Below are 21,205 nucleotides of genomic sequence, written 5' to 3' on the forward strand. Positions count from 1 at the left end.
GTGGAGTTACCCGGCGCCGCTGGGATGGTTCCGGATCCCGTCGTGCTGGAGCAGGTAAGCGTGATCGTGCCAGTCTTGATACTGAGATTGCTGCTCGAGGCAGTCACGGCTTGTCCCGCGGGAGTGACGACGGTCGAAGCCGAAGCGGTGCCGGCTGCGACCGCGATCGCGGCTACTGCGGCAGCTGTGACGAAGGTGGTGCGGCGAACTGCATGGGACATCGATATCTCCTTGTTGTCGGTGATACTTCGTGAGTCGCCGGTGCTTGCTCTACTGCGTCCGCAGGCTGTCGGCGCCGATGTTGAACACATCGCTTGTGGTGGTCAACGAGTTGTGACCACTCGAAGACGGAACGTTGGCGCGAAGATTGACTGCCCAATTCAATGCGCCGAACAGTCCGCATCCAGATGCGCCCGGTACCGCGAACGTCTGGTCGGCGTGCGTCACGTTTCTGACGGCGGCGGTATCCGGAAATCCTGGAACTTCCTCCAGGACACCATTTTCGGACACTCCGAGTTTGAACATGATCGGGTTGCTCGCAGAACCCAGATAGCAGTTGCCGCCCAGCAAGGGGTTGGAGATCTTCAATCTTGCCGGAAGTGTGACACCGAGTTGGAATGCGTCGACTGTCGGCAACGCGACCGGTTCGACTGTTGACTTGATGGTGGTCAAGCCGCCGGGGAACGGTATACCGAGCCCGAAGATTCCTCCTGGTACCTCGATGGGGCTGGAATAGACGCCTTTGGTGCCGTCAGTGGGAGGAATGAAGATCTGGTCGAACCCGAATTCTGCGTCGGGGTTCTCGCGATAGGCGACACCGCCGGCGATATTCAACGAGCCGGAAGGAATCGGTACTTTGAGCCCGTTGATGTTCATTTCGCCGCCTTTGACGACGACGTCGACACAGGTGCTTGTCTCCGGATTTGCTATCGGGCACTTTCCCCAGCCCCCGAACGGCGCATTGGGCAGCGGGGCCGCCGTCGCGGTTGACGCCGCCCCGAGAGTGAGGACTCCCGCTGCGACGACGGCGAGCGTGGCTCTGAATCGTATTGTGTGCATGGACAAGTGAACTCCGTTTCGAGGTGGCAATCTGTCGTCGATGACGGTTCTGTGGCAGTGGGTTGGATTGCTAGTTGGCGCTACGTTCGGCAATGACGGCAGCGGGTTCGGGTGAGCCGGCCGGCTGTGGCCTGAGGCTGTCGGCACCGATGTTGTAGACGTCACTCGTCGTGGCGAGGGAGTTGGACGTGGTGGACGAGGGAAGCCCGGCGCGCCAGTTGACGATTGGATTCAGAACGCCGAACGGGCCACATCCGGAAGCTGTCGGGACGGCGAAGGGCTGTCCGGTGTGCCCGGTGTTTCGAACGACGGCAGTATCCGGGAAACCTGGAACCTCTTCGAGGACGCCGTATTCGGTCACATCCAAGTTGAGTTGAACGGGGTTGCTGTCCGAGCCCAGGTAGCATTTGCCGCCGAGGAGAGGGTTCGCGATCTTCAATTTGACGGGTAGCTTCACGCCAAGCTGAAATGCATCCACGGTGGGGAGTGCAGACGTCGACTCGACGGTGGCCGAGGCCTTGTTCAGTCCGAAGAGATTGTTGAATGGTAGGTCGATTCCGAGTGCGCCCCCGGGGATGTCGATAGGTTCGGCGTAGATCCCCCGACTGTTGTCGTTCGGTGGGATGAAGACTTGGTCGAATCCGAATTCAGCCTCTGGATTCTCCCGGTATGCAACTCCGCCTGCGATGCGCATCGCCCCGGCGGGAATGCCGACGGAAAGCTTGCCGATCTTCATGTTTCCGCCGGTAACCGTGACGTCCATACAGGTGCTGGTCTCGGGATTGTCGATCGGACATGAATCCCAACCGCCGAAGGGGATCTCCGCTGCCGGGGCGGCTCCTGCAATGCTTGCTGACAGGCTTCCCACCGCTGTGACGGTGGCGAACACAGTTGCGGTGGCGAGTGCGCCGAAAAGCCCACGCGACGTCGAACGTCGGGACATGTATTTCTCCTTTGGTTACAACCGACCAGTCGGGATTGTGATGATGAGTGACGGTAGTCACGTGTGACTTGGATGTACAGACAATTTGAAACAATTCCGACAAAAGTATTACTGCGATCGCCTTCGCTACTACTTGTGGCTGTGAGGATTGAAATTTGTTGCAGTGCTCTGTGTCTCGTCATTCACCCACGAATCTCTGTGAGGTGCTACGACCCGAAAAGGCGTTCGTCGACGGGAATATCGGACTCCTGTCGAAATCGAGGGGGCAATGTTTTGTCGGAGTCGCCAATGAGGGAAGTCAGGGCGAGTAACTTTGTCGAACAGCGGCTGATCGGTACTCCGGGCAGCTGCCCGAGAGAACGGATCGCCATGACGCTGATGCTGCCGCTCGACTCGATGTTCCTGCTGATGGAGTCACGAGAGCATCCCATGCACGTCGGTGGACTGTCGCTTTTCGTTCCGCCGGAAGGAGATGACGGCGAATTCGCCAGGTCGCTCTACCGTTCGCTCACCGACGTCGACTCGATTCGCCCCCTCTTCCGCCGCAAGCCGGTGCAGTTCTTGTCGAACTTCGCGCCGGTGCGTTGGACGGAAGACACGGATGTCGATCTCGAGTATCACGTCCGGTTGCTCGCGCTGCCCAAGCCGGGACGAGTCCGCGAATTGCTCGAGCTGACCTCCATGCTCCACGGCACGCTGCTCGATCGGCATCGGCCGCTGTGGGAGGCGTATGTGATCGAAGGTCTCGCCGACGGCCGAGTTGCCGTGTACATGAAGACGCACCATGCACTCATGGATGGTGTGTCTGCTGTTCAGGCGTGGTACCGCAGCCTCTCGTCGGACCCGCTCGATCGAGAATCGTTGCCTCCGTGGGCGCAGCGACCTTCTTCGGGGCGGGTTCGAGCCAGTCGCGGGCTGGACCTGCAGAGGCGGGTGGGCTCCGTGATCGAGACCGTGCAAGATGTGGTCGGGGTGGGCCCTGCGATAGTGAACGCCGCTGCCTCGGCAGTGAAGGACCACGTCGCACCGTTGCCGTTTGCTGCCCCGAAATCGATCTTCAACGTCCCGATCACCGGCGCGAGGCGTGTCGCCGCGCAGTCGTGGCCGATCGAGCGCCTGCGCAAGGTCAGTTGCGTTGCAGACGTGACGCTCAACGATGCGGTGTTGGCTATGTGCGCGGGCGCGCTACGGCGATACCTGATCGAACTGGACGAGTTGCCGGACAAACCGTTGATCGCGATGGTGCCGGTATCACTTCGTAAAGGCACTGAGGGTGAGGCTTCCGGCAATGCCGTAGGTGCGGTGTTGTGTGATCTGGCAACCGAATTGGCGGATCCGGCGGCCAGACTTCAGAGAGTTCACGACTCGATGAGTAGCGCCAAGTCCCTGATGTCGGGCCTGACGCCCCTTCAGATCACGGCGCTCAGTGCATTGAACGTCGCGGGCCTCGGGTTGCCGCTGATCCCTGGTTCATCCCGACTGATCACTGGGCGCCCAGTCTTCAATCTGGTGATTTCCAACGTGCCCGGCCCGACGACGACGCGATACTGGAACGGCGCGAAGCTCGAGAGCTGCTATCCGGCATCGATTCCGTTGGACGGGCAGGCAATGAACATCACCGTCATCGGCTATGCGGACACCATGCAGTTCGGTCTCGTCGGTTGCCGCCGCAATGTTCCGCACCTGCAGCGGCTCCTGGGCCACCTCGAGGAATCACTGAGTGAACTAGAAGCCGCCGCAGGCTGATCAATTCGATTTGGGCATTCAGACGTCACGTCCGTTCACGACCAACTGGTGGACGTCCAGTTCTTTGTCGTCGAGGCCGAAGCTGATGATGCGTTCGGGGTGGATACGGATGATCGGTGCGTCGAGACCATGCGCACCAGCACCCGTAACATCCAAAGCCTCTGCCCGTCCACGGATTTCGACACACCTGACCCGCCATGGATCTACAGATGCGATGTCGTCCACGACAAACGCGACCCGCCCGTTCTCCGCGACGTTGTGAAACTTACGGCTGCCCGTCATGTTGTAACCGCTGATGTCGATCGTGGCTGTATCCGGGTTGTAGTGGAATCCGACCGGACTGACTTGCAGCGTTCCATTCCGTTGAACCGTCGCGAGGCGTCCGAGAGTCTGTGTGGCCAGGTAGTCGAGTTCGATTCGGGTGAATGTCATGAAATCACGCTAGAACCTGAACTGCTGTAGAGGTCAAGATCTCCGAACGTGCAACTCATTCCGTCTCGTCAAGGCCCTCTTCTGCTTCGTCGACCCGGCGCTCGGCCTCGCGAAGCTCATCCTCGGACTCTCGAACCGCGACACCGGCAGCCTTCTCGGTGTTCTTGGCGAACTGTCGTTCCTGTTCTGCGTGTTCGAGATCGGCGCGGAGTTCTTCGATGCGGCGGTCGAGGTCGGACAGCTTTGACCTGGCATCCTCGAACTGGGCGGTCTCGGCCTTGACCCGTCGTCGGATTTTCTCGAGGTCTGCCCTGGCTTCCGTCAATTCTGCTTTCGCCTTGGCTTGTTCGGCCTTGCGATCCGGAGCAGTGGATTTGGCCGGAGCGCTGTCTTCGGTGTGGATCGCAGGGGCATCTTGTACGGAATCCTCCTCCACTACAGCAAGTCCCGCCGGCCCGAAACCGCTGTAACTGGCAGCGGTAACAACTCGTCCGAGTCGGACCTGCGCGGCAGTCTCCTCGTCGGACAGGGCGGCATTGAGGGTCTGCGCGACATCACGTAACGCATCCTCGCCGGCATTCTTTCCACGCGAAGCCGCGATCTCACCGGATTTGTGGGCGAGACTTCGCACCACCTGCTGCCTCTGTGTCGTCAGCCGTCGCAAGTCCTGACCTGAGAGATGGCGTTGGGCGTCGCGTAGCGATTCGCCAAGCGCGAGAAGTGCATCCAGATCTTCGGATAGATTGCGCGAAATGAGATTGACCAACCATCCCACGGTGGTTGGCTTCCGAAGTTTTCCGATCTCCGCGGCCAGTGTGCGGTCGTTGTCCTCCCGGGCAGCCTTCACATGCTTTGTACGCGCCTCGACGAACTCGCCGGGGTCGAGGCCGTAGAGTTCGTCGGCGACATCATCGAGGGTCACACGTCCATACTGTCATTCGGCGAGTGGTTCGAAGACTGCCTTCCAGTCGTTTTTGATGCTCACCACTGTCCACCCGTTTGCGCGCGAGACGTTGAGTGCGTGCTCGGCTCCGTCCACGTAGTCGAACTCGCGTTCCAGATCGTCATGGAGCACCAGAAGTCGAAGTGCCGGAATGTTCGGGTGTTCGGCGAACTGCAACATCGGTAGGTCACCGTTGCTGTTTCCGGCCGCGATGACAGGTCGTCGGCCGATTCGGTTCCATATCTGTACGGGCTTGGCCGGCCCGTCGTCGACGACATCGGTTTGGGGCTGACGAAGGATCGTGCCGCTGTGGCCGTCGTCCTTCCACGTCAATGCCACGCCGCTGCCGATGACGCGATCTCGGGGGATGCCGTAGACCTCCTGACTGATCGGCCGCATGAAATCACGTCCGCCGCCAGAGACTATGTAGTTGGAGAAGCCTTTGGCAGCAAGGTAATCGAGCAACTCCACCATGGGCGAATAGCTGCAGTGCAAATACTTGCGATCGAGAGTGGGATGCGAAGCAGTGCGCAGGTAGGTATCGGCGTGGGTTTCGAATTCGTCGACTGTGACTTCGGCGAATGCCGCCAGGACACCGGCCGCGAGCACCTTCAGTGCGCTGTCGTCGCCGCGATAGTGCTTCGAGATCACATCGTTCAACCAGACGTAGTCCTGTTCGAACGCCGCCTGCCACGGTTGACGGTTGCGAAGAGTCGGATCCTGGTTGGTCATCTCGACGAGGCGGCGCAAGATGAAGTCGAGTTGGATCGGCATCGGCTTCTCACACCACAGGGTTCCGTCGTTGTCGAAGACTGCGATCCGGTCTTCCGGTGCGATTTCGTCCGGACTTCCCTCAGTCGTCGCGCGTTCGACGAATTGCCTGATGGCCTGTTTCGGCGTGCCGTCCTGCCAGCTCGGAAGCGGGTCAGAGTTATCGGAGGTGGAGGCTTCAACGAATTGACTGCTCATGTGGTCCCTGGCTTCCAGTGAGGCGATGACAGACCCGGCACTTTCATACTCGGACCTCCTGCCGAAGATGGCATCGCCCATTTCGGGCGACAGCGCTTCGGTGAGCACAATCGGGGTATGCGATTGACCATGCAGCCGTAGAGGCTGGCATTCAGATCACCTACAAGGAGCCAGGTCATGGCCAACGCATTCAAAGGCGTCGTCAACCTCGATATTCGCGATTCGATTCCCGACTGGAGCCCGTACGAGCAGCCGAAGGCTGCCGCCGGCACGCCGAACATTCTCTACATCGTTCTCGACGACGTCGGATTCGGCGCCTTGGGTTGCTACGGGGGACCGATCGAGACGCCGAACATCGACCGCATCGCGGGCAACGGATTGCGGTACGGGCAGTGGCACACCACAGCGCTGTGCTCACCGACGCGATCGTGTCTGCTCACCGGCCGGAACCACACGACCAACGGAATGGCTTGCATCAGTGAGTGCGCGGTCGGGTTTCCCGGCGGGAACGGTCACATCCCTCCCGAATGTGCCACGCTCGCCGAGGTTCTGGTCGAGCAGGGGTTCAGTACCGCGATGGTCGGCAAATGGCACCTCTGCGCCGAAGACGAGATGAATCTTGCTTCCACGAAACGGAATTGGCCGGTCGGTCGCGGATTCGAGCGGTTCTACGGCTTTCTCGGTGCCGAGACCAATCAGTGGTATCCCGACCTCGTCCACGACAACCACCCCGTCGAACAGCCGTCGACGCCGGAAGAGGGGTATCACTTCAGCGTCGACATCACCGACAGAGCGCTCGAATACATCGGCGACGTGAAGTCGATAGCTCCGGACCGGCCTGTATTTCTCTACTACGCACCCGGGTGCGCACACGCTCCACATCACGCGCCCCGCGAATGGGCCGATCGCTACGCGGGCAGGTTCGACGCAGGGTACGAAGCCATGCGGGATGAGATTCTGGCGAGGCAGAAGGACATGGGACTTGTCCCGAACGACACGACTCTGCCCTCACTCAACCCGATAGGCACTCCTGACACCCGCACCGGACCTGACGGCGAACCGTTCCCGCCGCTGGATTTCACCCGCCCCTGGGACACCCTGTCCGCTGACGAGCAACGACTGTTCTCACGGATGGCGGAGGTGTACGCGGGCTTCCTCTCGCACTGCGACGATCAGATCGGACGCTTGCTCGAATACCTCGAAGAAATCGAGCAGCTGGACAACACGATCATCGTGGTGGTTTCCGACAACGGTGCCAGCGGTGAGGGCGGACCCGACGGATCAGTCAACGAGAACAAAATCGCGAACGGGGTACCCGACGACCTCGCCGAGAACCTGGCAAAGCTGGACGAGTTGGGCAGCACCGAGACGTACAACCACTATCCCAACGGGTGGGCGATGGCGTTCAACACGCCCTTCAAGATGTGGAAGCGGTACTCGTTCAACGGCGGAACCTGCGACCCCTGCATCATCTCGTGGCCGGAGGGCATCGACGCCCGAGGCGAGATTCGAGATCAGTACCACCATGCCATCGACGTCGTCCCGACTCTGCTCGACTGCGTCGGTGTCGACTTGCCCGACACGGTGAAGGGATACACCCAGCACCCGATCCAAGGCGTGAGCATGCGGTACAGCTTCGACGCCGGCAACATCCCCACCGCCAAGCACACCCAGTTCTATTCGATGCTCGGAGGACGAGGGATTTGGCATGACGGGTGGAAGGCCGTCACCACGCACCCGACTCTGAGCGGGTGGGGTCATTTCTCGGAAGACACCTGGGAGCTCTACCACACGGAGGTGGACCGAGCCGAGCTCCGGAACCTTTCCGGCGAAGAACCCGGCAGGCTCGCCGAGCTCGTGGGGTTGTGGTTCCACGAGGCCGGCGCCAATCAAGCTCTGCCACTGGATGATCGGTCAGGTGTCGAACTCCTCACCACACCTCGCCCCCAGCTGGCTCCGCCGCGCAACCGGTACGTCTACCGTCCAGGGGGAGCCGAGGTACCGGAAGCCGTCGCTGTCAACCTTCGTAATCGTTCATACTCGATCGGGGCAGTTGTCGACTTGGCCGAACCGGGTGCGGCCGGCGTGCTCTTCTCTCATGGTGGCAGGTTCGGTGGTCATTCGCTGTACGTCAAGGACAACCGACTGCATTACGTGTACAACTTCCTCGGCAGTGAACAGCAGAAGATCGATGCCACCGAAGACCTTCCCATCGGCGAAAATGTAATCTTGGCAGCAACTTTCGACAAGGAAGGTGAGGATCCGCCGGGCACTGCGCACGGGGTGCTCGGCCTCTACTACGGCGATCGTAAAGTCGGTGAGGGCAGAATCCGCACTCAGCCAGGCAAGTTCAGCATCGGCGGCGGCGAAGGGCTCAATGCTGGCCGTGACAGCGGGGAGCCTGTGACCGACGACTACCCGGGTACCTCACCATGGGCGTTTACCGGTGGAACGCTCAGCCGGGTGGCGATCGACGTCAGTGGGGAACCGTACGTCGACCTCGAACGCGAAGCAGTGGCGATGCTCTCGCGTGAATGACAGATCTGCGTGCGTCTAATCCGAGCTGGGTGGAAGGTATCTCACGGTGGGTACTCCGCCGGGACCGTCCAGGCGGACTTCGGCATCGACCTGGTAGACCTCGGCTATCAGGTCGGCGGTGAGGACCTCGGTCGGGCTTCCGCGGGCAACGATGGAGCCACGGTTCAGCATCACTATCGAATCGCAGAACATGGCGGCCAGATTCAGATCGTGCAATGCCATGATCGTGGTGGTGGGCAGGCGACGCACGAGCGCGAGCAATTCGAGTTGATGGTTGATGTCCAGGTGATTGGTCGGTTCGTCGAGCAGCAACTCGTGAGGTTCCTGAGCGAGGGCGCGCGCGATCTGCACGCGTTGGCGCTCCCCGCCGGACAGGGTGTGCCACGACCGGTCGAGCATCCCGGAGAGGTTGGTGTGTTCGATCGCCGCGCGGACGGCGTCGCGGTCGGAACCTGAATGCCCGCCCCACAATCCGCGGTGCGGGGTGCGTCCCAATTCGACGACCTCGGCTACCGTCAGGTCGATCTCCGTGTTGCTGTGCTGATCGACGGTGGCAATCCGACGCGCGACATCTCGGCGTTTCCAGTCAGGCAACGGAGTTCGGTCCAGAGTCACCTCCCCGATTGTCGGACGGTTCTGCCCGGCAAGCAGTTTCAGCAGTGTCGATTTTCCCGAACCGTTGGGGCCGAGAAGCCCCACCGTACTTCCGACGGTGGGGGACACGTCGAGGGCGTCGACTATGAGCGCCCCGCCGACCCGCCAGCTGACGCCGGCCGCTTCGAGTGTCATGGCCTGGCCTTTCGTCTCCAGAGGATGACGGCAAACGCAGGCACGCCGACCAACGCGGTTACCACACCGGCCGGGAGTTCCTGCGGCGCAATGGCTGTACGTGCCACAGCGTCGACCCAGACCAGGAAGATCGAGCCGATCAGTGCGGACGCGGGCAGCAGTCGCCGATGGCTCGGACCGACGAGAGCCCGTGCCGCATGCGGGAGGACGAGGCCCACAAAGCCAATGGCGCCTGCGACGCTCACGATCACCGCCGTCATCAAAGCTGTTGCCAACAACAGGGTCACGCGCACTCGCCACACGTTCACCCCCAGCGACGACGCCGCGTCCTCGCCGAAGGCAAAGGCGTCGAGTGCGCGGGAGTGAGTCAGACAGACCACGAGGCCGACGGCGACCACCGCAGCGCAGAGCGCGACGTCGAGCCAGTCGGCGCCGCCGAGTGAGCCCAGGAGCCAGAACATCACGCCGCGAGTCTGCTCGGGATCGGCCGAGGTGATCACGATGAACGAGGTGAGCGCCGAGAACAGTTGGGTCGCGGCGACTCCGGCCAGGATCACCCGATCCGGCGTGCCGCCGGCCGCATGGGCGAGCAGCAACACAAGGGCGAAGGAGATCATCGCGCCGATGAAAGCGCCGCTCGACAAGCCGATCACCCCCGACCCGACTCCGAGGATCACGATCAGTACGGCACCGGTCGAGGCGCCGGACGAGATACCGAGGACAAATGGATCAGCCAGTGGATTGCGAAGCAGAGACTGCATGATCGCCCCGCACAGCCCGAGGCCCGCACCGCAGAGCGCGGCGAGCAGAGTACGTGGCAGACGAAGATCCCACACGATGCCGTCGCGGATAGGGGTGACGTCCGCCGCGGTACCGCCGAGATGGCCGACGACGATCGAGGCCACCTCACCGACCGACAGACCGGCCGGCCCCAACGTGATCGCCACGGCGGCCGACCCGGCCAGCGTGACAACACCGATCACCCACAGCAGGGTGACGGTCGTCGGGTTGTCACGCAGGCGAACTCTTGTCGTCATCTCACGCCGTAGACCACGTAGTCGTCGAACAGTTGCCAGACCGTTCCCGACTCTCGAAAACCTGCTTGCGCGAGCGCCGCCAACTGGAAGTCGACGGCAGTGGGCGCGGTAGCGTCGCGTCCGGCGAATCTGCGCTCACGCTCGTCGGTCAGTGGTCCGATGCCGGGAGTTGCCCGCAACTCCTCCCACCAGCTGTCCCACTCGGGAGCGCCGGAAGCAAAGGCGGAGCGTTGCGTCTGCTCGTCGTGAGCCTTCGCCCATCGACCGATGACGGGGGAGCGGCTGTCGAAGCGGAAGTGATCACCGTTGAGCAGGACTCCGTCAGGGCTCAGCAGTTCGCGGCACTGCCGGTACACCTCGACGAGCTGTTGCGGTTGTAACCAGTGCAGCGCAGTTGTCGACACTATCGCCTGCACCGGTGCAGTCACCGAAGTCGGCCAATCGGTGCTCAGCAGGTCTGCGTCGACCAGCTGCAGTCGGTCACCGAAACGAGTCGACGACTGACGGGCGACTTCCAGCAGCATCGGGTCGTAATCGATCCCCACAACGCTCGCGTGCTTGAACTTCTCGAGGATCCGGGCGCTCAGTGAGCCCGGTCCGCAGGCCAGGTCGACAACCGTGAACGGGGTGTGCGCGTACTGCAATTCGAGAACGTCGAGAATCGCGTCGAATCGCTTTTCACGGTCGGCGATGTATGCCGCCTGCTGGTCGTCCCACTGACGCACCAGTTCACTGATCTCCGCGGACATCTAGACCACACCCAACTGGCGCAGCCCGTCGGAGAGCTGTTCGATGCCACCGACATTGCGGATCGAGGGATCCATCGTCGTTCCCTCGAGGATGATGTAACGCTTGTTCTTCACTGCGGTGAGCTTGCTGGCGACCGGGTCCGATTCGAGGAACGCGATCTTGTCTGCGGCACTGTCGCCGTCTCCGCCGCGGTCGAGATCTGCGAGCACCAGCACGGTCGGGTCTCGATCGAGCACACTCTCCCAACCGATTTCGGGCCAGTACTGTTTGTTGTCGTCGAAGGCGTTCTTCGCGCCCACCGCGTCGGTCATGATTCCCGGTGCACCGCAGCACCCGGCGAAGTACGGAGTCTTCGTGGCTGCGTACCACCACGCCAGCGTCACGTTTTCGGCTCCCAGCGACGCCGTGGCGGTGGCCGCGCGATCCTTCAAACTCTCGGTCAGCTCGACACCTTTGTCCTTGACGTCGAACAGTGTTGCCACGTCGCCGATTTCGGCGTACAAGTCGTCGAGTGTGAGGGCCTTGCTCTGCTCGGCATCCTGACCGGTGCACTCGCTGGGCGACTGGTACGTCGCGACCCCGAGGTCGGTGAACTTGGTCCGGTCGGCGATGCCTTCCGAGGTGAACGTGTAATTGAAGGTCGTGTAGACCATGTCCGGTTCGCGTTCGAGGACACTCTCGAAGGACGGGAACTCGGTGTCGAAAGCTTGAACCTGACCGCGTGCCTCACGTAATTCGGGGAGTACGTCGTCGTCGCTCATGGCGTAGCCGGCCATCCGGTCCTGCACTCCCAGTGCGAACAGCATTTCGGCCGCAGGCTGATTTACCGCGATCGCCCGTTCGATCGGTCGCTCCACCGTGACGTCTCGGCCACAGTTCTGGACTGTCACGCGCGATTGTTCGGAAGAGTTGGATTGTCGGGCAGCACTGTCGTCGGAGGAGCAGGCAACCAACGACGCGCTCAACAAGGCCGCGACGGCAGCGGCGGGTAGGCGAAGTCTGGACAGACGCATGGAATCTCGTTCTCGCAGGGGCTCGTTCGCGGAGCCCGTTACCGTGTGAACAGGCGCCTGTTGACCCCTGCTGCCAGCCGGTATTCGGACTCGAGATCGCCCCACCCGAGCGCCTTCCCAGATTTTCATCCAGTGGCGTAAGCCCGGGCGGTCACCCTCACCGCTGCGCGTCAGTTCCGGATTCACACCGGATTCCCTGACCCCCTGTGTGGAGGTCCGCTGGCACAGAGGAACTTATCACCGCAGTGCACGGCCGGTCAGGTCGGCCGGTGTACGCGATCAGATCTCGATGGCCAGGTCGTCGATGTCGGTCAGGGTTCCACCGCCGGCGAGGATTCGCTCGTAGTTCTCGCGCCGACGGAGGTCGATTTCGGTGTTGCTGATGCCGCGCTTCCAGTAACCGAATATCGCGACGTCGTCTTTGTCGAGTCCGACGGTCGACCGAAAGTGCTTACGGATTGCGCGCATCTCGTTGCGTTCACCGGCTCCCCACACGACGTAGCTCGCGGGATCGGCGAGCTCGCGTGCTCGTACCGCCAGTGGGCCGTCGGGCTCGGCGAGATCTGCGCTCACGCGGTGAAGCTCCAGGCCGGGGAGGGCGGGCAGTTCGGCGAAAGCGACCTCGTCATCTGTTGTGACCCAGCCGATTCCGACCACGTCGGTAGGTAGCTGCTCGATGATCGAGTACAGCGCAGGTATTGCGGTGCCGTCCAGAAAAAGTGCGATCCGTCGACCGGGAACGTCGGGGACCAAGAAGTGTGGTCGCGGACCGGTGAGACCGAAGGTGTCACCGATGGTCAACGCCGCTGCCCACCTCATCATCGGGCTGGTCTGTCCGTGCAGGACCACGTCGATGACGATCGATCCGGTGGCGGAATCGTAGGAACGCACCGTGTACACACGCGAAGCGTCGTCGAAATTGGGCCCGAGATTCATTCGTACGGTGACGTTCGGGCGTGACCAGGTCGGATCGTCGGTCGACTCCGTCAAACGAGCCGTGATCCGCAGCAGGTGGTCGCTCGGTCGCTCCATTGCTTCGACGACGGCGAGAACGTCGTTGAGTCCGCGATTGTGGTCAGCGGTTCGTAGGACGCTCGCCCGGGGAGTTGTTGTGCTCGTGGCGTCTGCATGTGTCATCGACTGTGCTCCTGGATCGGGTTTTCGAGATGCCATCAGGTTAGTGCTGCCTAAGTCCGCAAAGTTGTCCAGAAGTGACATCTGATTACCTGAATCAAACCTGCGTCGCGGACAACGCGTTTGAGCGACTTGTACTCGCGCTGCTACGGTGCCTGTGATGTCCATACGCCGCTGTACTCTCGCTTCCGGCCGTGCACTGCGCACGGCCCGATTCGGCGTAGCGACATTCCGCCGGGGGCGTAAGGCGATCGACCGCCGCCCCTCTGGTCTTGTCTGGATCGAAAGAGCCTTGGCCGCACCGGCCGGATCCGTCTGACATTCGCCACTTCGGCGAGCTTTGCCTCGCCGAGATTTCGCAGTGCCACACCTGTTGCAGTGCTGCGTATTTCCCGTACCTGAAGTTTCTCGCGGGTGAGTTGTGAGTGTCGGCGCCGCCGAGCCTGGATTACCAGCCAACTCGTTTTCGTGAAAGGTACACAGCAATGAATCGTTTCGAAGGTCGTCGTATTCTCGTCACCGGCGCAGGATCGGGAATCGGGCAGGCCACCGCGCTGCGGTTGCTCGCCGAAGGTGGCCGCGTGGTCGCTGCCGACATCTCCGAGAAGGGTCTGGCAGACACCCGGAGGTCGGCTGAACATGCCTCGACGGAGGGTCGTCTCGACACCGTCGTCGTCGATATCGGTGACGAGAGTTCCGTCATCACGGTTGTGGGTCAGGCGATTTCGAACCTCGGCGGATTGGACATACTGGTCAACGCCGCCGGGATATTGCGAGGCGGGCACACCCACGAGACCTCACTGGACTTGTGGAATCAGGTGATCTCCGTGAACTTGACCGGCACCTTCCTCGTTACTCGTCAGGCACTGCCAGCTCTCCTGGCGACCGGCAACTCAGTGGTGGTGAATTTCAGCTCCACCTCCGCAGCCTTCGCCCACCCGTACATGGCCGCATATGCGGCGAGTAAGGGAGGAATCCAGTCTTTTACTCACGCACTGGCTCTCGAATACGGCAAGCAGGGTCTGCGCGCCGTCGCGGTAGCTCCGGGCAGTGTGAAGAGCGGGATCACCGACACCACGGCGTCGTACCTGTCGGAAGACACCGACTGGTCGCTCTTCGGCAAGCTGTCGCCAATTCTGAGCACTGATCTGGAGTCCGGTGGTGCTCCCATGGCCGGGCCGGAAAGTGTTGCGGGAGTTATCGCGATGCTGGCATCCGACGATGGTGCCTTCATCACCGGCACGGAGATCCGTGTCGACGGCGGCACGCACGCCTGATTCTGTGTCCGTCTGACGGCCTGGCCTGGGGCAGGCCGTCAGACGTGAGCCGTCATTCTCGCGAGCAAGTGATAGCGGGGACGACGTAGGACTGATCGAGTACGGCGGGCGAAGGTTCGTACATTCTCAGGACCGGTCGGAAGTCTCCGCGCGGGCAGGGGAGCCAGTTCGCCTTCGCCGTGGCATCTTTCGGCTCCTCGTGACTGATTGTGATCGTCAACGCACCGTCGGCGTCGTGGACGATGCCGGGAGTGCGGTCGCCGATCGAGTATCGGTCGATAGGGTTCGCCACGAGGAAGAAGTCCGGCACCGAGTACATCGTCAGCGACCAGAAGGCGCTCACCGGCGGAGTGGGGTCGAGTCTGATCGTGTAGGTGCGGTTTCCGTTCAATTGCGTTCCCTGATCGTCGACGTAGGTCATGATGTACGCCGCTTCGTAGGGGTGGTTGCCCCACAGCCCGCCCTTGGCCGCCGCCGCTCGTTCGATGATTCGCAACCTGGGATCGGCGATCTTGAATTGTGGATCGTCGATTGCACCGACCTCGAAGTAGTCGAGGTTGTAGTCGAAGGCGTGGAAAGTCAGCTTCCAACCGTTGGCCTCGGGGCTGGAGCCGTGCGTGAGTGCTTCGTGCAGATTCTTCTCTCCGGCGGTCAACCCGTCTGCGAGCGCCGCAGCGTCGTCGGCAGACAGCGATACATAGGGAGAGGCCCCGTGCTCGGTGACTCCGATCGGTGAGAACGAATCCTGGAGTTCTCGATCGCGCGGGGCCGGCGGAAAGGCCTGCGACCAGATGCGGAGTTTCTCGAGGAAGAGGAGGTCCTGGCTGACCTCGGAGTCGGGGACCGGTAGACCGGCCGGAGCCCCGGCGGAGTCGACGACGGTCAGGGTGGTGGCGTCCTGCAAGGCGTGCACGGCGGGGAGGTCGTCGTCGCCGCCGCACGCCCACCGACCGACGATCGATGCAACGGTCGTGGGAAATCTGATCACTGTGGTCTGGGCGGTCGGGGTTCCGGTCCAGGTGGGTGGGACGAGAAGGAAGTCTCCGCTCTTGGTGCCGGTGGCACGGTGCCCGACGTAAGCGAAATTGTTTGTCCAGGCGTCGACGAACTGGAGGACGTAGTAACGGCCATCGGTATCGGGGACGTGCAGCGCAACGGGGCCGACAGAAAGGTCGATCTGCGCCATGGAATACACGGTGTCGTTGTTGATCGTGACAAAAGTATCTGCCGGGCCGGCGAGTGTGCGGGCGTGACTGAAGGTGTTGAAAGGTGCGGCGGGGTTCGCTCCGACACCGTCGTGAACGTACCGATGGACCTGGTCGAGATTGAAAACGAGGGGAAATCCGTAGATGTACGCCTGAGCTGCAAGCTCGGTGCGACTGGTGTCTGTCATCTCTGCCCTCTCGTAGTTCGTCGGTTCGACGTCCACCTTGCGGGAACCCTGCCGTCGAGGCATCACCCGCCGAGGGTGACGACGGTAGAGGGAGAGGCCATGTCGGATCAGGAAACAGCGGTGCTGACTGCAACTGCAGACGAGTGGAACGTCGCGATGTGCTCGAACGACGCCGAACGGATCGGCGACTTCATGGCCGACGACTGGGTGATCGTCTCGGAATCCGGGGTATCCACCAAGGCGGAGTTTCTGCGTTTCGTGGCCTCTGGCGACCTGACTCATTCGGCGATGGACCGTGTCGGGAACGCTCGCGTGCGCTTCTTCGGTGACGTTGCACTGTTCACCACACGGATCACCAATACTGCGCACTACGACGGAAGGCAGTACGACGCCGAGGAGTGGACCACCGACGTGTTCGCCCGGCGAGACGGTCGTTGGCGCTGCGTGTTGAGCCACATCACGCCGGCCGTCGAGGCCAAGATCGAAGGCATCGAACCGTGAGGGATAAGAAAAAGAAAGGCCAATGTTTTAACGCCGACATTATTGGGTAGTAATACGAGTTTCGTATTGATGATGTCGATTATCGGATTTCTTGATTGTGAAGTTATTGTAGTAGCGTCAGTTGAGTAGATCATTTCTATACGCATACCGGATGAGGTTCTCACATGATTGTTCTCGGCATTATTCTGGCGTTGATCGGCTTTTTCACGGGGTTGAGCATTCTGACCACCGTCGGCATCATTTTGGTCGTCGTAGGTGCAGTTTTGTCCATCCTCGGTGCTACCGGGCGTGCAGTGGGCGGACGAAAAGTCTGGTATTGATCGATACTGCGCGAGTAGCTGAGAAGGCGGTACCTGATCTCTTCGGAGATCGAGTACCGCTTTTTCGTTATCCAATTGATTTTCGGTGTCTCTACCCGAAAGTATCGCTCTGAGCTGCGTCGGGTAAACATGGAGGATGCTTTCTCGAGATCATGCGGAAGAGAAACCTGTGGAGAGATTCAGGTTTCCTCGCAGATGGAATCAAGTTGACGAGTCACGCCGCGGTTTGGTGTTGGCGTGGGTGGCCTTCACACTGACGTTCGGTGGAGCACGTCTGGTGACCTGGTTGATCCAGATCGACACCAGGGACGTCGGCGACATCAGTGCCGGTGGGACGCACCTTCACCATTACCTGTGGGGAATTCTCCTGTTGGCCGGGGTGGCGATCTTCGGACTCGTAGACCGAAGCCCTCGCGCACGAACATGGATGGGCATCGCGTTGGGTATTGCACTCGGGCTCATCGTCGACGAGGCCGCGTTGCTGATCACTCTCGACGACGTCTACTGGCAGAGCGACGGCTGGCCCAGTATCGCCATCGCAGTGTCGATCATCGGAGTTGTGGGAACCGGGCTCGCACTGACCCGAAGCGGAGCGGAGAGGCCTCGAGGTTGATCCGACTACGGCACGGGTACTCACTCCCATGCCGGGAAGTCGCGCGGATCGTGAGGTGGCTTGAATGGATCCCAGTTCCGCAGACCGTTCACCGGACTCCGAAAGTGAAGTCCAAGCCGTAGATCCGATGGCGGAAGCGGAACGCGAAGCCGCAGCATTGGCGACGCCTGTCCGGCCGCTGGGTGAGCCCGGACCGAGATTCGACCGTCGGTCACCGTTCTTCATCGGTCTGAGCGCCGCGGCCGGAGTTGCCGTGACTTATGCGGTGATCGAAGTGCTGCTTGCGGCGCGAGGCATGCTGATCCTGATCGTGGTCGCGCTGTTTCTCGCGGTGGGCATCGAACCGATGATCGTCTGGCTGGAGCGGAGACATTTCCGGCGCTGGATCGCAGTCACCGTGGTACTCCTCGGAATTGCAGTGATGTTGGCGCTGTTTCTCGTTGCTGCGATCACCCCGCTGGTCGAGCAGGGACGTCAGTTTGCATCGCACGCTCCCGAACTCCTGACACACATTCGTGACCGGTACCCGATCGTCAACGACCTCGACGAGAAGTATCACCTCGAGCAGCACCTCACCACACAACTGGATGGTTCGGGTTCTGCGCTCGCGACGGGTTTGCTCGGTGCGGGGCGGGCGGTGTTCAGCGCAGTCGCCGACGCCGGAATCGTTGCTGTTCTGACGACGTACTTCTTGATCGACTATCCACGAATCCGCACGAATCTGTATCGGCTGGTGCCACATTCGCGGCGGCCCCGAGCCATCGCCATCGGTGATCAGATACTGGCAGGTGTGGGTGGGTACGTCCTCGGCAATGTTCTGATCTCCGTGATCACCGCAGTGTGCACCTTCGCGTGGTTGTTGATCTTCGACGTGCCGTACCCGTTGATCCTGGCGCTGCTGGTCGCTCTGCTCGATCTGATCCCGATAGTCGGTTCCACGATCGCAGGGGTTATCGTCGCTCTGGTCTCCCTGACAGTCTCTGTCCCAACGGCATTGGCGACAGTTGCATTCTTCATCGCGTTACGTCTGCTCGAGGACTACCTGCTCGTTCCGAAGATCATCGGGAAGACGGTAGCGGTCCCGGCGTTGGTGACTGTAGTCGCGGTCCTGTTGGGCGGAGCGTTGCTCGGTATTGTCGGTGCGTTGCTGGCGATTCCGGTCGCTGCGGCCTTGCTGTTGCTCGCAAGAGAAACGCTCTTCCCCCGCCTCGACGCTTCTTGACCGGTTTCTATCGGACGCTTCGCGCGCGACGCCGCGAACCAGGATTCGGCTTGGGGCACATCCGAGTCGGGATGGTTTCCCCTTCGTCGGTGATACGGAATACCGATACTTTCTCGCTACACCCGTGATTCAGATCGACCGCGTATGCGATGGCGGCGCGATCCGAGACGAAATCTTCCATCACCGTAGTACCGTCCGGTAGTTCGATTCTGTAGTTTTCCATGACTTACACAACCTTCTTTCGCTAAGACGATCCTACCCGGCCCGCGAAATGGCAAACCGTGGAACATAACGTGCGACAGTCAACTTCGCGCCGCGCCGGTGCAATGTTTCGACAGTTCGCCTGCGGGGTAGTGAGAGTCGGTCAGCCCGCTCAGGCGGTACGAATCGAACCATGGAGGATCCGCGCAATGAGCGCAGTATCGAAAGCGATGTACAAGCCACTCTCACTGGCGACGAGCGTCCTCGGCGGCATTCTGGCCGGCGCCGTCTTCCAACAGGTGTGGAAGCGCATCGGTGACGACAAGAATGCGCCCGAGCCAAAAGATTTGAGCAGGTCGAGTAAGGAAGTCCTGATCGCCGCCGCCCTGCAGGGAGCCATCTTCGCTGTTGTGCGAGCAGCTGTGGATCGTGCGGGGGCAAAGGGCTACCAGGCCCTTGCTCACGAAGATCCCCGGTAGGAACGCCCGGTTCGGTTCGAGTTCAGTCGACGACGGCCGCGATTGCCTCGATCTCGACCAGTTGATCGTCGTAACCGAGAACGGTCACACCCATCAGAGTGCTTGGGGCGTCGTGATCACCGAACGCGTCGCGGACTACCTCCCACGCAGCAACGAGGTCGGCTTGATTGCTCGACGCCACCAGGACGCGGGTGTTGATCACGTCGGTGATGGACGCGCCCGCGTCCGAGAGAGCTGTTCTCAGGTTGTCGACGGCCTTGGCTGCCTGTCCTGCGTAGTCGCCGATGGCGGCAGTGGAGCCGTCCTCGTTCAACGGGCAGGATCCGGCCAGGAAGATCAGTCGAGCCTCGGCGGGAGCCGTTGCTGCATAGGCGTATTCAGCGACCGATGAGAGTGATGTGGAACGGATCAGAGTTACCGACTTCGACATATTTTCCCCAAGGAATAGTAAAGTTTTGCAGCGAGTCTTTCACAGCGCGCCAGGGGTTGCCAATTCATTGTCGGACCCATCCATCCACGCTACGGCTACGAATCACTGTCAATGAGCCGAGAAGAAGAGCACGCAGCATCTGTCGACGAATGGCTGACAACCAAACAGGTTGCCGCACTGTTCCATGTCGACAGGACCACGGTGTCCAGGTGGGCGAGGGAGGGCAAGGTCGGCACTCTGAGAACGCTTGGCGGACATCGGAGATACCGACGTTCGGAGATCGAGAAGTTGTTGCGTAACCGTTTGACGACGCTTGATCCGAACTAGCCTCCGACATGAAACAGACAGGTCGCCGAGCACGATGAGGGCTCGGCGACCTGTCTGGTCAGGATGAAGTAATTACGCCTTGGGGACGCGGATGATGAGTGCGTCGCCTTGTCCGCCGCCGCCGCAGAGTGCGGCTGCGCCGATGCCGCCGCCGCGGCGTTGCAGTTCGAGGGCGAGGTGCAGGGCGATGCGGGCGCCGGACATGCCGAGGGGGTGTCCGACGGCGGAGGGTGGAGTCGGGTCCGGCGACGACGCCGTGGGCGCCGATTTCCGCGATCCAGGTCAGGCCGAGTTCTTCGGCTTTGGTTTTGCTCATCACGATCACGGCGGCGGCGCCGTCGGAGATCGGGGAGGCGGAGCCGGCGGTGATGGTGCCGTCCTTGCTGAACGCGGGACGCAGTTTGCCGAGGGATTCGGTGGTGGTGTCGGCGCGGATGCCTTCGTCCTGYGCGAAGACGATGGGCTCGCCYTTGCGTTGSGGGATGGAGACGGGGACTACTTCGTTGTCGAAGTAGCCGTCTTTCCAGGCGCGGGCCGCGTTCTGGTGTGAGGCGGCGGCGAAGGCGTCCTGCTCGGCGCGGGTGATGTGGGCGGTTTCTTGTTGGTTGACTTGTTCGGTGAGCAGGCCCATGGCCTGGTCGGTGAAGATGTCGTGGAGGCCGTCGTAGGCCATGTGGTCGCGGAGGGTGACGTCGCCGTATTTGAAGCCTTCGCGGCTTTTTTCGAGCATGTGGGGTGCGCGGGACATCGATTCCTGCCCGCCGGCGACGACGATGTCGAATTCGCCGGCGCGGATGAGTTGGTCGGCGAGGGCGATGGCGTCGATGCCGGAGAGGCACACTTTGTTGATGCTCAGGGCGGGGACGTTCATGGGGATGCCGGCGGCGACGGCGGCTTGGCGGGCGGGCATCTGGCCGGCGCCGGCGGTGAGGACCTGTCCCATGATGACGTAGTCGACTTGTTCGGGGGCGACTCCGGACTTGTCGAGGGCGCCTTTGATGGCGATGCCGCCGAGGTCGGACCCGGAGAGGTCTTTCAACGATCCGAGGAGTCGACCCATCGGGGTACGAGCTCCCGCAACAATCACAG

23 protein-coding genes, 2 pseudogenes and 1 riboswitch are annotated in these 21,205 nt (G+C 61.5%); of the genes and pseudogenes, 10 read left to right on the forward strand and 15 right to left on the reverse strand.

Going from position 1 to position 21,205, the window contains the following annotated elements; genetic code table 11:
- From AC1DWA_RS31160 to AC1DWA_RS31170, 3 genes and pseudogenes are all read right to left on the reverse strand, one after another.
- Positions 1-221, reverse strand: a pseudogene (locus tag AC1DWA_RS31160) (hypothetical protein); the annotation flags it as partial.
- 49 nt (positions 222-270) lie between these two features.
- Positions 271-1,059 (reverse strand): hypothetical protein, encoded by a 789-nt coding sequence (locus AC1DWA_RS31165; protein ID WP_477848143.1) that lies wholly within the window; start codon positions 1,057-1,059, stop codon positions 271-273.
- 70 nt (positions 1,060-1,129) lie between these two features.
- The gene (locus AC1DWA_RS31170) at positions 1,130-2,002 is read right to left on the reverse strand and encodes a hypothetical protein (RefSeq protein ID WP_019747208.1); all 873 of its coding nucleotides are present in this window, start codon (positions 2,000-2,002) and stop codon (positions 1,130-1,132) included.
- 369 nt (positions 2,003-2,371) lie between these two features.
- Between AC1DWA_RS31170 and AC1DWA_RS31175 the strand changes: the two genes are divergently transcribed.
- Complete coding sequence (locus AC1DWA_RS31175) at positions 2,372-3,748, forward strand: WS/DGAT/MGAT family O-acyltransferase (RefSeq protein WP_269577962.1); 1,377 nt, start codon at positions 2,372-2,374, stop codon at positions 3,746-3,748.
- Between the two features lie 18 nt (positions 3,749-3,766).
- On the opposite strand, the gene AC1DWA_RS31180 is transcribed toward AC1DWA_RS31175, so the two are convergent.
- Genes AC1DWA_RS31180 through AC1DWA_RS31190 form a run of 3 tightly spaced genes read right to left on the reverse strand, consistent with a single transcriptional unit; the run spans position 3,767 to position 6,092 of the window.
- On the reverse strand, positions 3,767-4,180 hold the full coding sequence (locus tag AC1DWA_RS31180) for a PPOX class F420-dependent oxidoreductase (protein WP_019747211.1): 414 nt from the start codon (positions 4,178-4,180) through the stop codon (positions 3,767-3,769).
- A gap of 55 nt (positions 4,181-4,235) precedes the next feature.
- Positions 4,236-5,102, reverse strand: a complete 867-nt coding sequence (locus AC1DWA_RS31185; protein WP_172932357.1) for a hypothetical protein — start codon at positions 5,100-5,102, stop codon at positions 4,236-4,238.
- 12 nt (positions 5,103-5,114) lie between these two features.
- Entirely contained in the window at positions 5,115-6,092 is a 978-nt protein-coding gene (locus tag AC1DWA_RS31190) for an HAD family hydrolase (RefSeq protein ID WP_060938365.1), read from the reverse strand.
- 177 nt (positions 6,093-6,269) lie between these two features.
- Here AC1DWA_RS31190 and AC1DWA_RS31195 point away from each other — a divergent pair, with 177 nt between their 5' ends.
- A complete protein-coding gene (locus AC1DWA_RS31195) occupies positions 6,270-8,630 on the forward strand; it encodes an arylsulfatase (RefSeq protein ID WP_141487691.1) in 2,361 nt (786 codons plus the stop codon).
- 15 nt (positions 8,631-8,645) lie between these two features.
- Here the strand turns inward: AC1DWA_RS31195 and AC1DWA_RS31200 are convergent, their stop codons facing one another.
- The 5 genes from AC1DWA_RS31200 to AC1DWA_RS31220 all read right to left on the reverse strand — a co-directional run bounded on the left by AC1DWA_RS31200 (position 8,646) and on the right by AC1DWA_RS31220 (position 13,356).
- A complete protein-coding gene (locus AC1DWA_RS31200; RefSeq protein ID WP_477848148.1) occupies positions 8,646-9,419 on the reverse strand; it encodes an ABC transporter ATP-binding protein in 774 nt (257 codons plus the stop codon).
- Positions 9,416-10,456 carry a FecCD family ABC transporter permease gene (locus AC1DWA_RS31205; protein ID WP_477848150.1) on the reverse strand — a complete coding sequence of 347 codons (1,041 nt, stop codon included), beginning with the start codon at positions 10,454-10,456 and terminating at the stop codon, positions 9,416-9,418. Before AC1DWA_RS31205 ends, AC1DWA_RS31200 begins: the two co-directional genes overlap by 4 nt.
- Positions 10,453-11,205: a class I SAM-dependent methyltransferase gene (locus tag AC1DWA_RS31210; protein WP_084326952.1), complete on the reverse strand. Its 753-nt coding sequence runs from the start codon at positions 11,203-11,205 to the stop codon at positions 10,453-10,455. The genes AC1DWA_RS31205 and AC1DWA_RS31210 overlap by 4 nt, the downstream gene beginning before the upstream one ends.
- On the reverse strand, positions 11,206-12,219 hold the full coding sequence (locus AC1DWA_RS31215; protein WP_021343124.1) for an ABC transporter substrate-binding protein: 1,014 nt from the start codon (positions 12,217-12,219) through the stop codon (positions 11,206-11,208).
- Between the two features lie 58 nt (positions 12,220-12,277).
- Positions 12,278-12,458, reverse strand: a riboswitch (cobalamin riboswitch).
- Between the two features lie 40 nt (positions 12,459-12,498).
- A complete protein-coding gene (locus AC1DWA_RS31220) occupies positions 12,499-13,356 on the reverse strand; it encodes a siderophore-interacting protein (RefSeq protein WP_019747219.1) in 858 nt (285 codons plus the stop codon).
- A gap of 157 nt (positions 13,357-13,513) precedes the next feature.
- Here AC1DWA_RS31220 and AC1DWA_RS31225 point away from each other — a divergent pair, with 157 nt between their 5' ends.
- Together AC1DWA_RS31225 and AC1DWA_RS31230 are read left to right on the forward strand one after the other, a co-directional pair.
- Entirely contained in the window at positions 13,514-13,672 is a 159-nt protein-coding gene (locus AC1DWA_RS31225) for a hypothetical protein (protein WP_477917472.1), read from the forward strand.
- Positions 13,673-13,838: 166 nt separating this feature from the next.
- Positions 13,839-14,630 carry an SDR family NAD(P)-dependent oxidoreductase gene (locus AC1DWA_RS31230; RefSeq protein ID WP_477848154.1) on the forward strand — a complete coding sequence of 264 codons (792 nt, stop codon included), beginning with the start codon at positions 13,839-13,841 and terminating at the stop codon, positions 14,628-14,630.
- Positions 14,631-14,682: 52 nt separating this feature from the next.
- On the opposite strand, the gene AC1DWA_RS31235 is transcribed toward AC1DWA_RS31230, so the two are convergent.
- Positions 14,683-16,023: a DUF1254 domain-containing protein gene (locus AC1DWA_RS31235; RefSeq protein WP_030537620.1), complete on the reverse strand. Its 1,341-nt coding sequence runs from the start codon at positions 16,021-16,023 to the stop codon at positions 14,683-14,685.
- Between the two features lie 99 nt (positions 16,024-16,122).
- Between AC1DWA_RS31235 and AC1DWA_RS31240 the strand changes: the two genes are divergently transcribed.
- The 4 genes from AC1DWA_RS31240 to AC1DWA_RS31255 all read left to right on the forward strand — a co-directional run bounded on the left by AC1DWA_RS31240 (position 16,123) and on the right by AC1DWA_RS31255 (position 18,679).
- Positions 16,123-16,524, forward strand: a complete 402-nt coding sequence (locus tag AC1DWA_RS31240; RefSeq protein ID WP_030537621.1) for a nuclear transport factor 2 family protein — start codon at positions 16,123-16,125, stop codon at positions 16,522-16,524.
- A 164-nt stretch (positions 16,525-16,688) separates the two neighbouring features.
- A complete protein-coding gene (locus tag AC1DWA_RS31245; RefSeq protein WP_003945564.1) occupies positions 16,689-16,844 on the forward strand; it encodes a DUF6131 family protein in 156 nt (51 codons plus the stop codon).
- Positions 16,845-16,980: 136 nt separating this feature from the next.
- The gene (locus AC1DWA_RS31250) at positions 16,981-17,457 is read left to right on the forward strand and encodes a hypothetical protein (protein WP_019747223.1); all 477 of its coding nucleotides are present in this window, start codon (positions 16,981-16,983) and stop codon (positions 17,455-17,457) included.
- Between the two features lie 64 nt (positions 17,458-17,521).
- Entirely contained in the window at positions 17,522-18,679 is a 1,158-nt protein-coding gene (locus tag AC1DWA_RS31255) for an AI-2E family transporter (protein ID WP_029254636.1), read from the forward strand.
- A gap of 7 nt (positions 18,680-18,686) precedes the next feature.
- Here AC1DWA_RS31255 and AC1DWA_RS31260 read toward each other — a convergent pair whose 3' ends face one another.
- Positions 18,687-18,902: a hypothetical protein gene (locus tag AC1DWA_RS31260; protein WP_019747225.1), complete on the reverse strand. Its 216-nt coding sequence runs from the start codon at positions 18,900-18,902 to the stop codon at positions 18,687-18,689.
- Positions 18,903-19,089: 187 nt separating this feature from the next.
- Here AC1DWA_RS31260 and AC1DWA_RS31265 point away from each other — a divergent pair, with 187 nt between their 5' ends.
- Positions 19,090-19,359 (forward strand): DUF4235 domain-containing protein, encoded by a 270-nt coding sequence (locus AC1DWA_RS31265; RefSeq protein ID WP_007734706.1) that lies wholly within the window; start codon positions 19,090-19,092, stop codon positions 19,357-19,359.
- A gap of 22 nt (positions 19,360-19,381) precedes the next feature.
- On the opposite strand, the gene AC1DWA_RS31270 is transcribed toward AC1DWA_RS31265, so the two are convergent.
- Positions 19,382-19,789: a RidA family protein gene (locus AC1DWA_RS31270; RefSeq protein WP_019747226.1), complete on the reverse strand. Its 408-nt coding sequence runs from the start codon at positions 19,787-19,789 to the stop codon at positions 19,382-19,384.
- 111 nt (positions 19,790-19,900) lie between these two features.
- Between AC1DWA_RS31270 and AC1DWA_RS31275 the strand changes: the two genes are divergently transcribed.
- Positions 19,901-20,116: a BldC family transcriptional regulator gene (locus AC1DWA_RS31275; RefSeq protein WP_021333209.1), complete on the forward strand. Its 216-nt coding sequence runs from the start codon at positions 19,901-19,903 to the stop codon at positions 20,114-20,116.
- A 72-nt stretch (positions 20,117-20,188) separates the two neighbouring features.
- On the opposite strand, the pseudogene AC1DWA_RS31280 reads toward AC1DWA_RS31275, so the two are convergent.
- Positions 20,189-21,203 (reverse strand): annotated as a pseudogene (locus tag AC1DWA_RS31280) (acetyl-CoA C-acyltransferase).
- Positions 21,204-21,205 lie beyond the last annotated feature (2 nt).

The sequence above is a fragment of the Rhodococcus sp. P4_F3_2 genome, assembly GCF_056401335.1.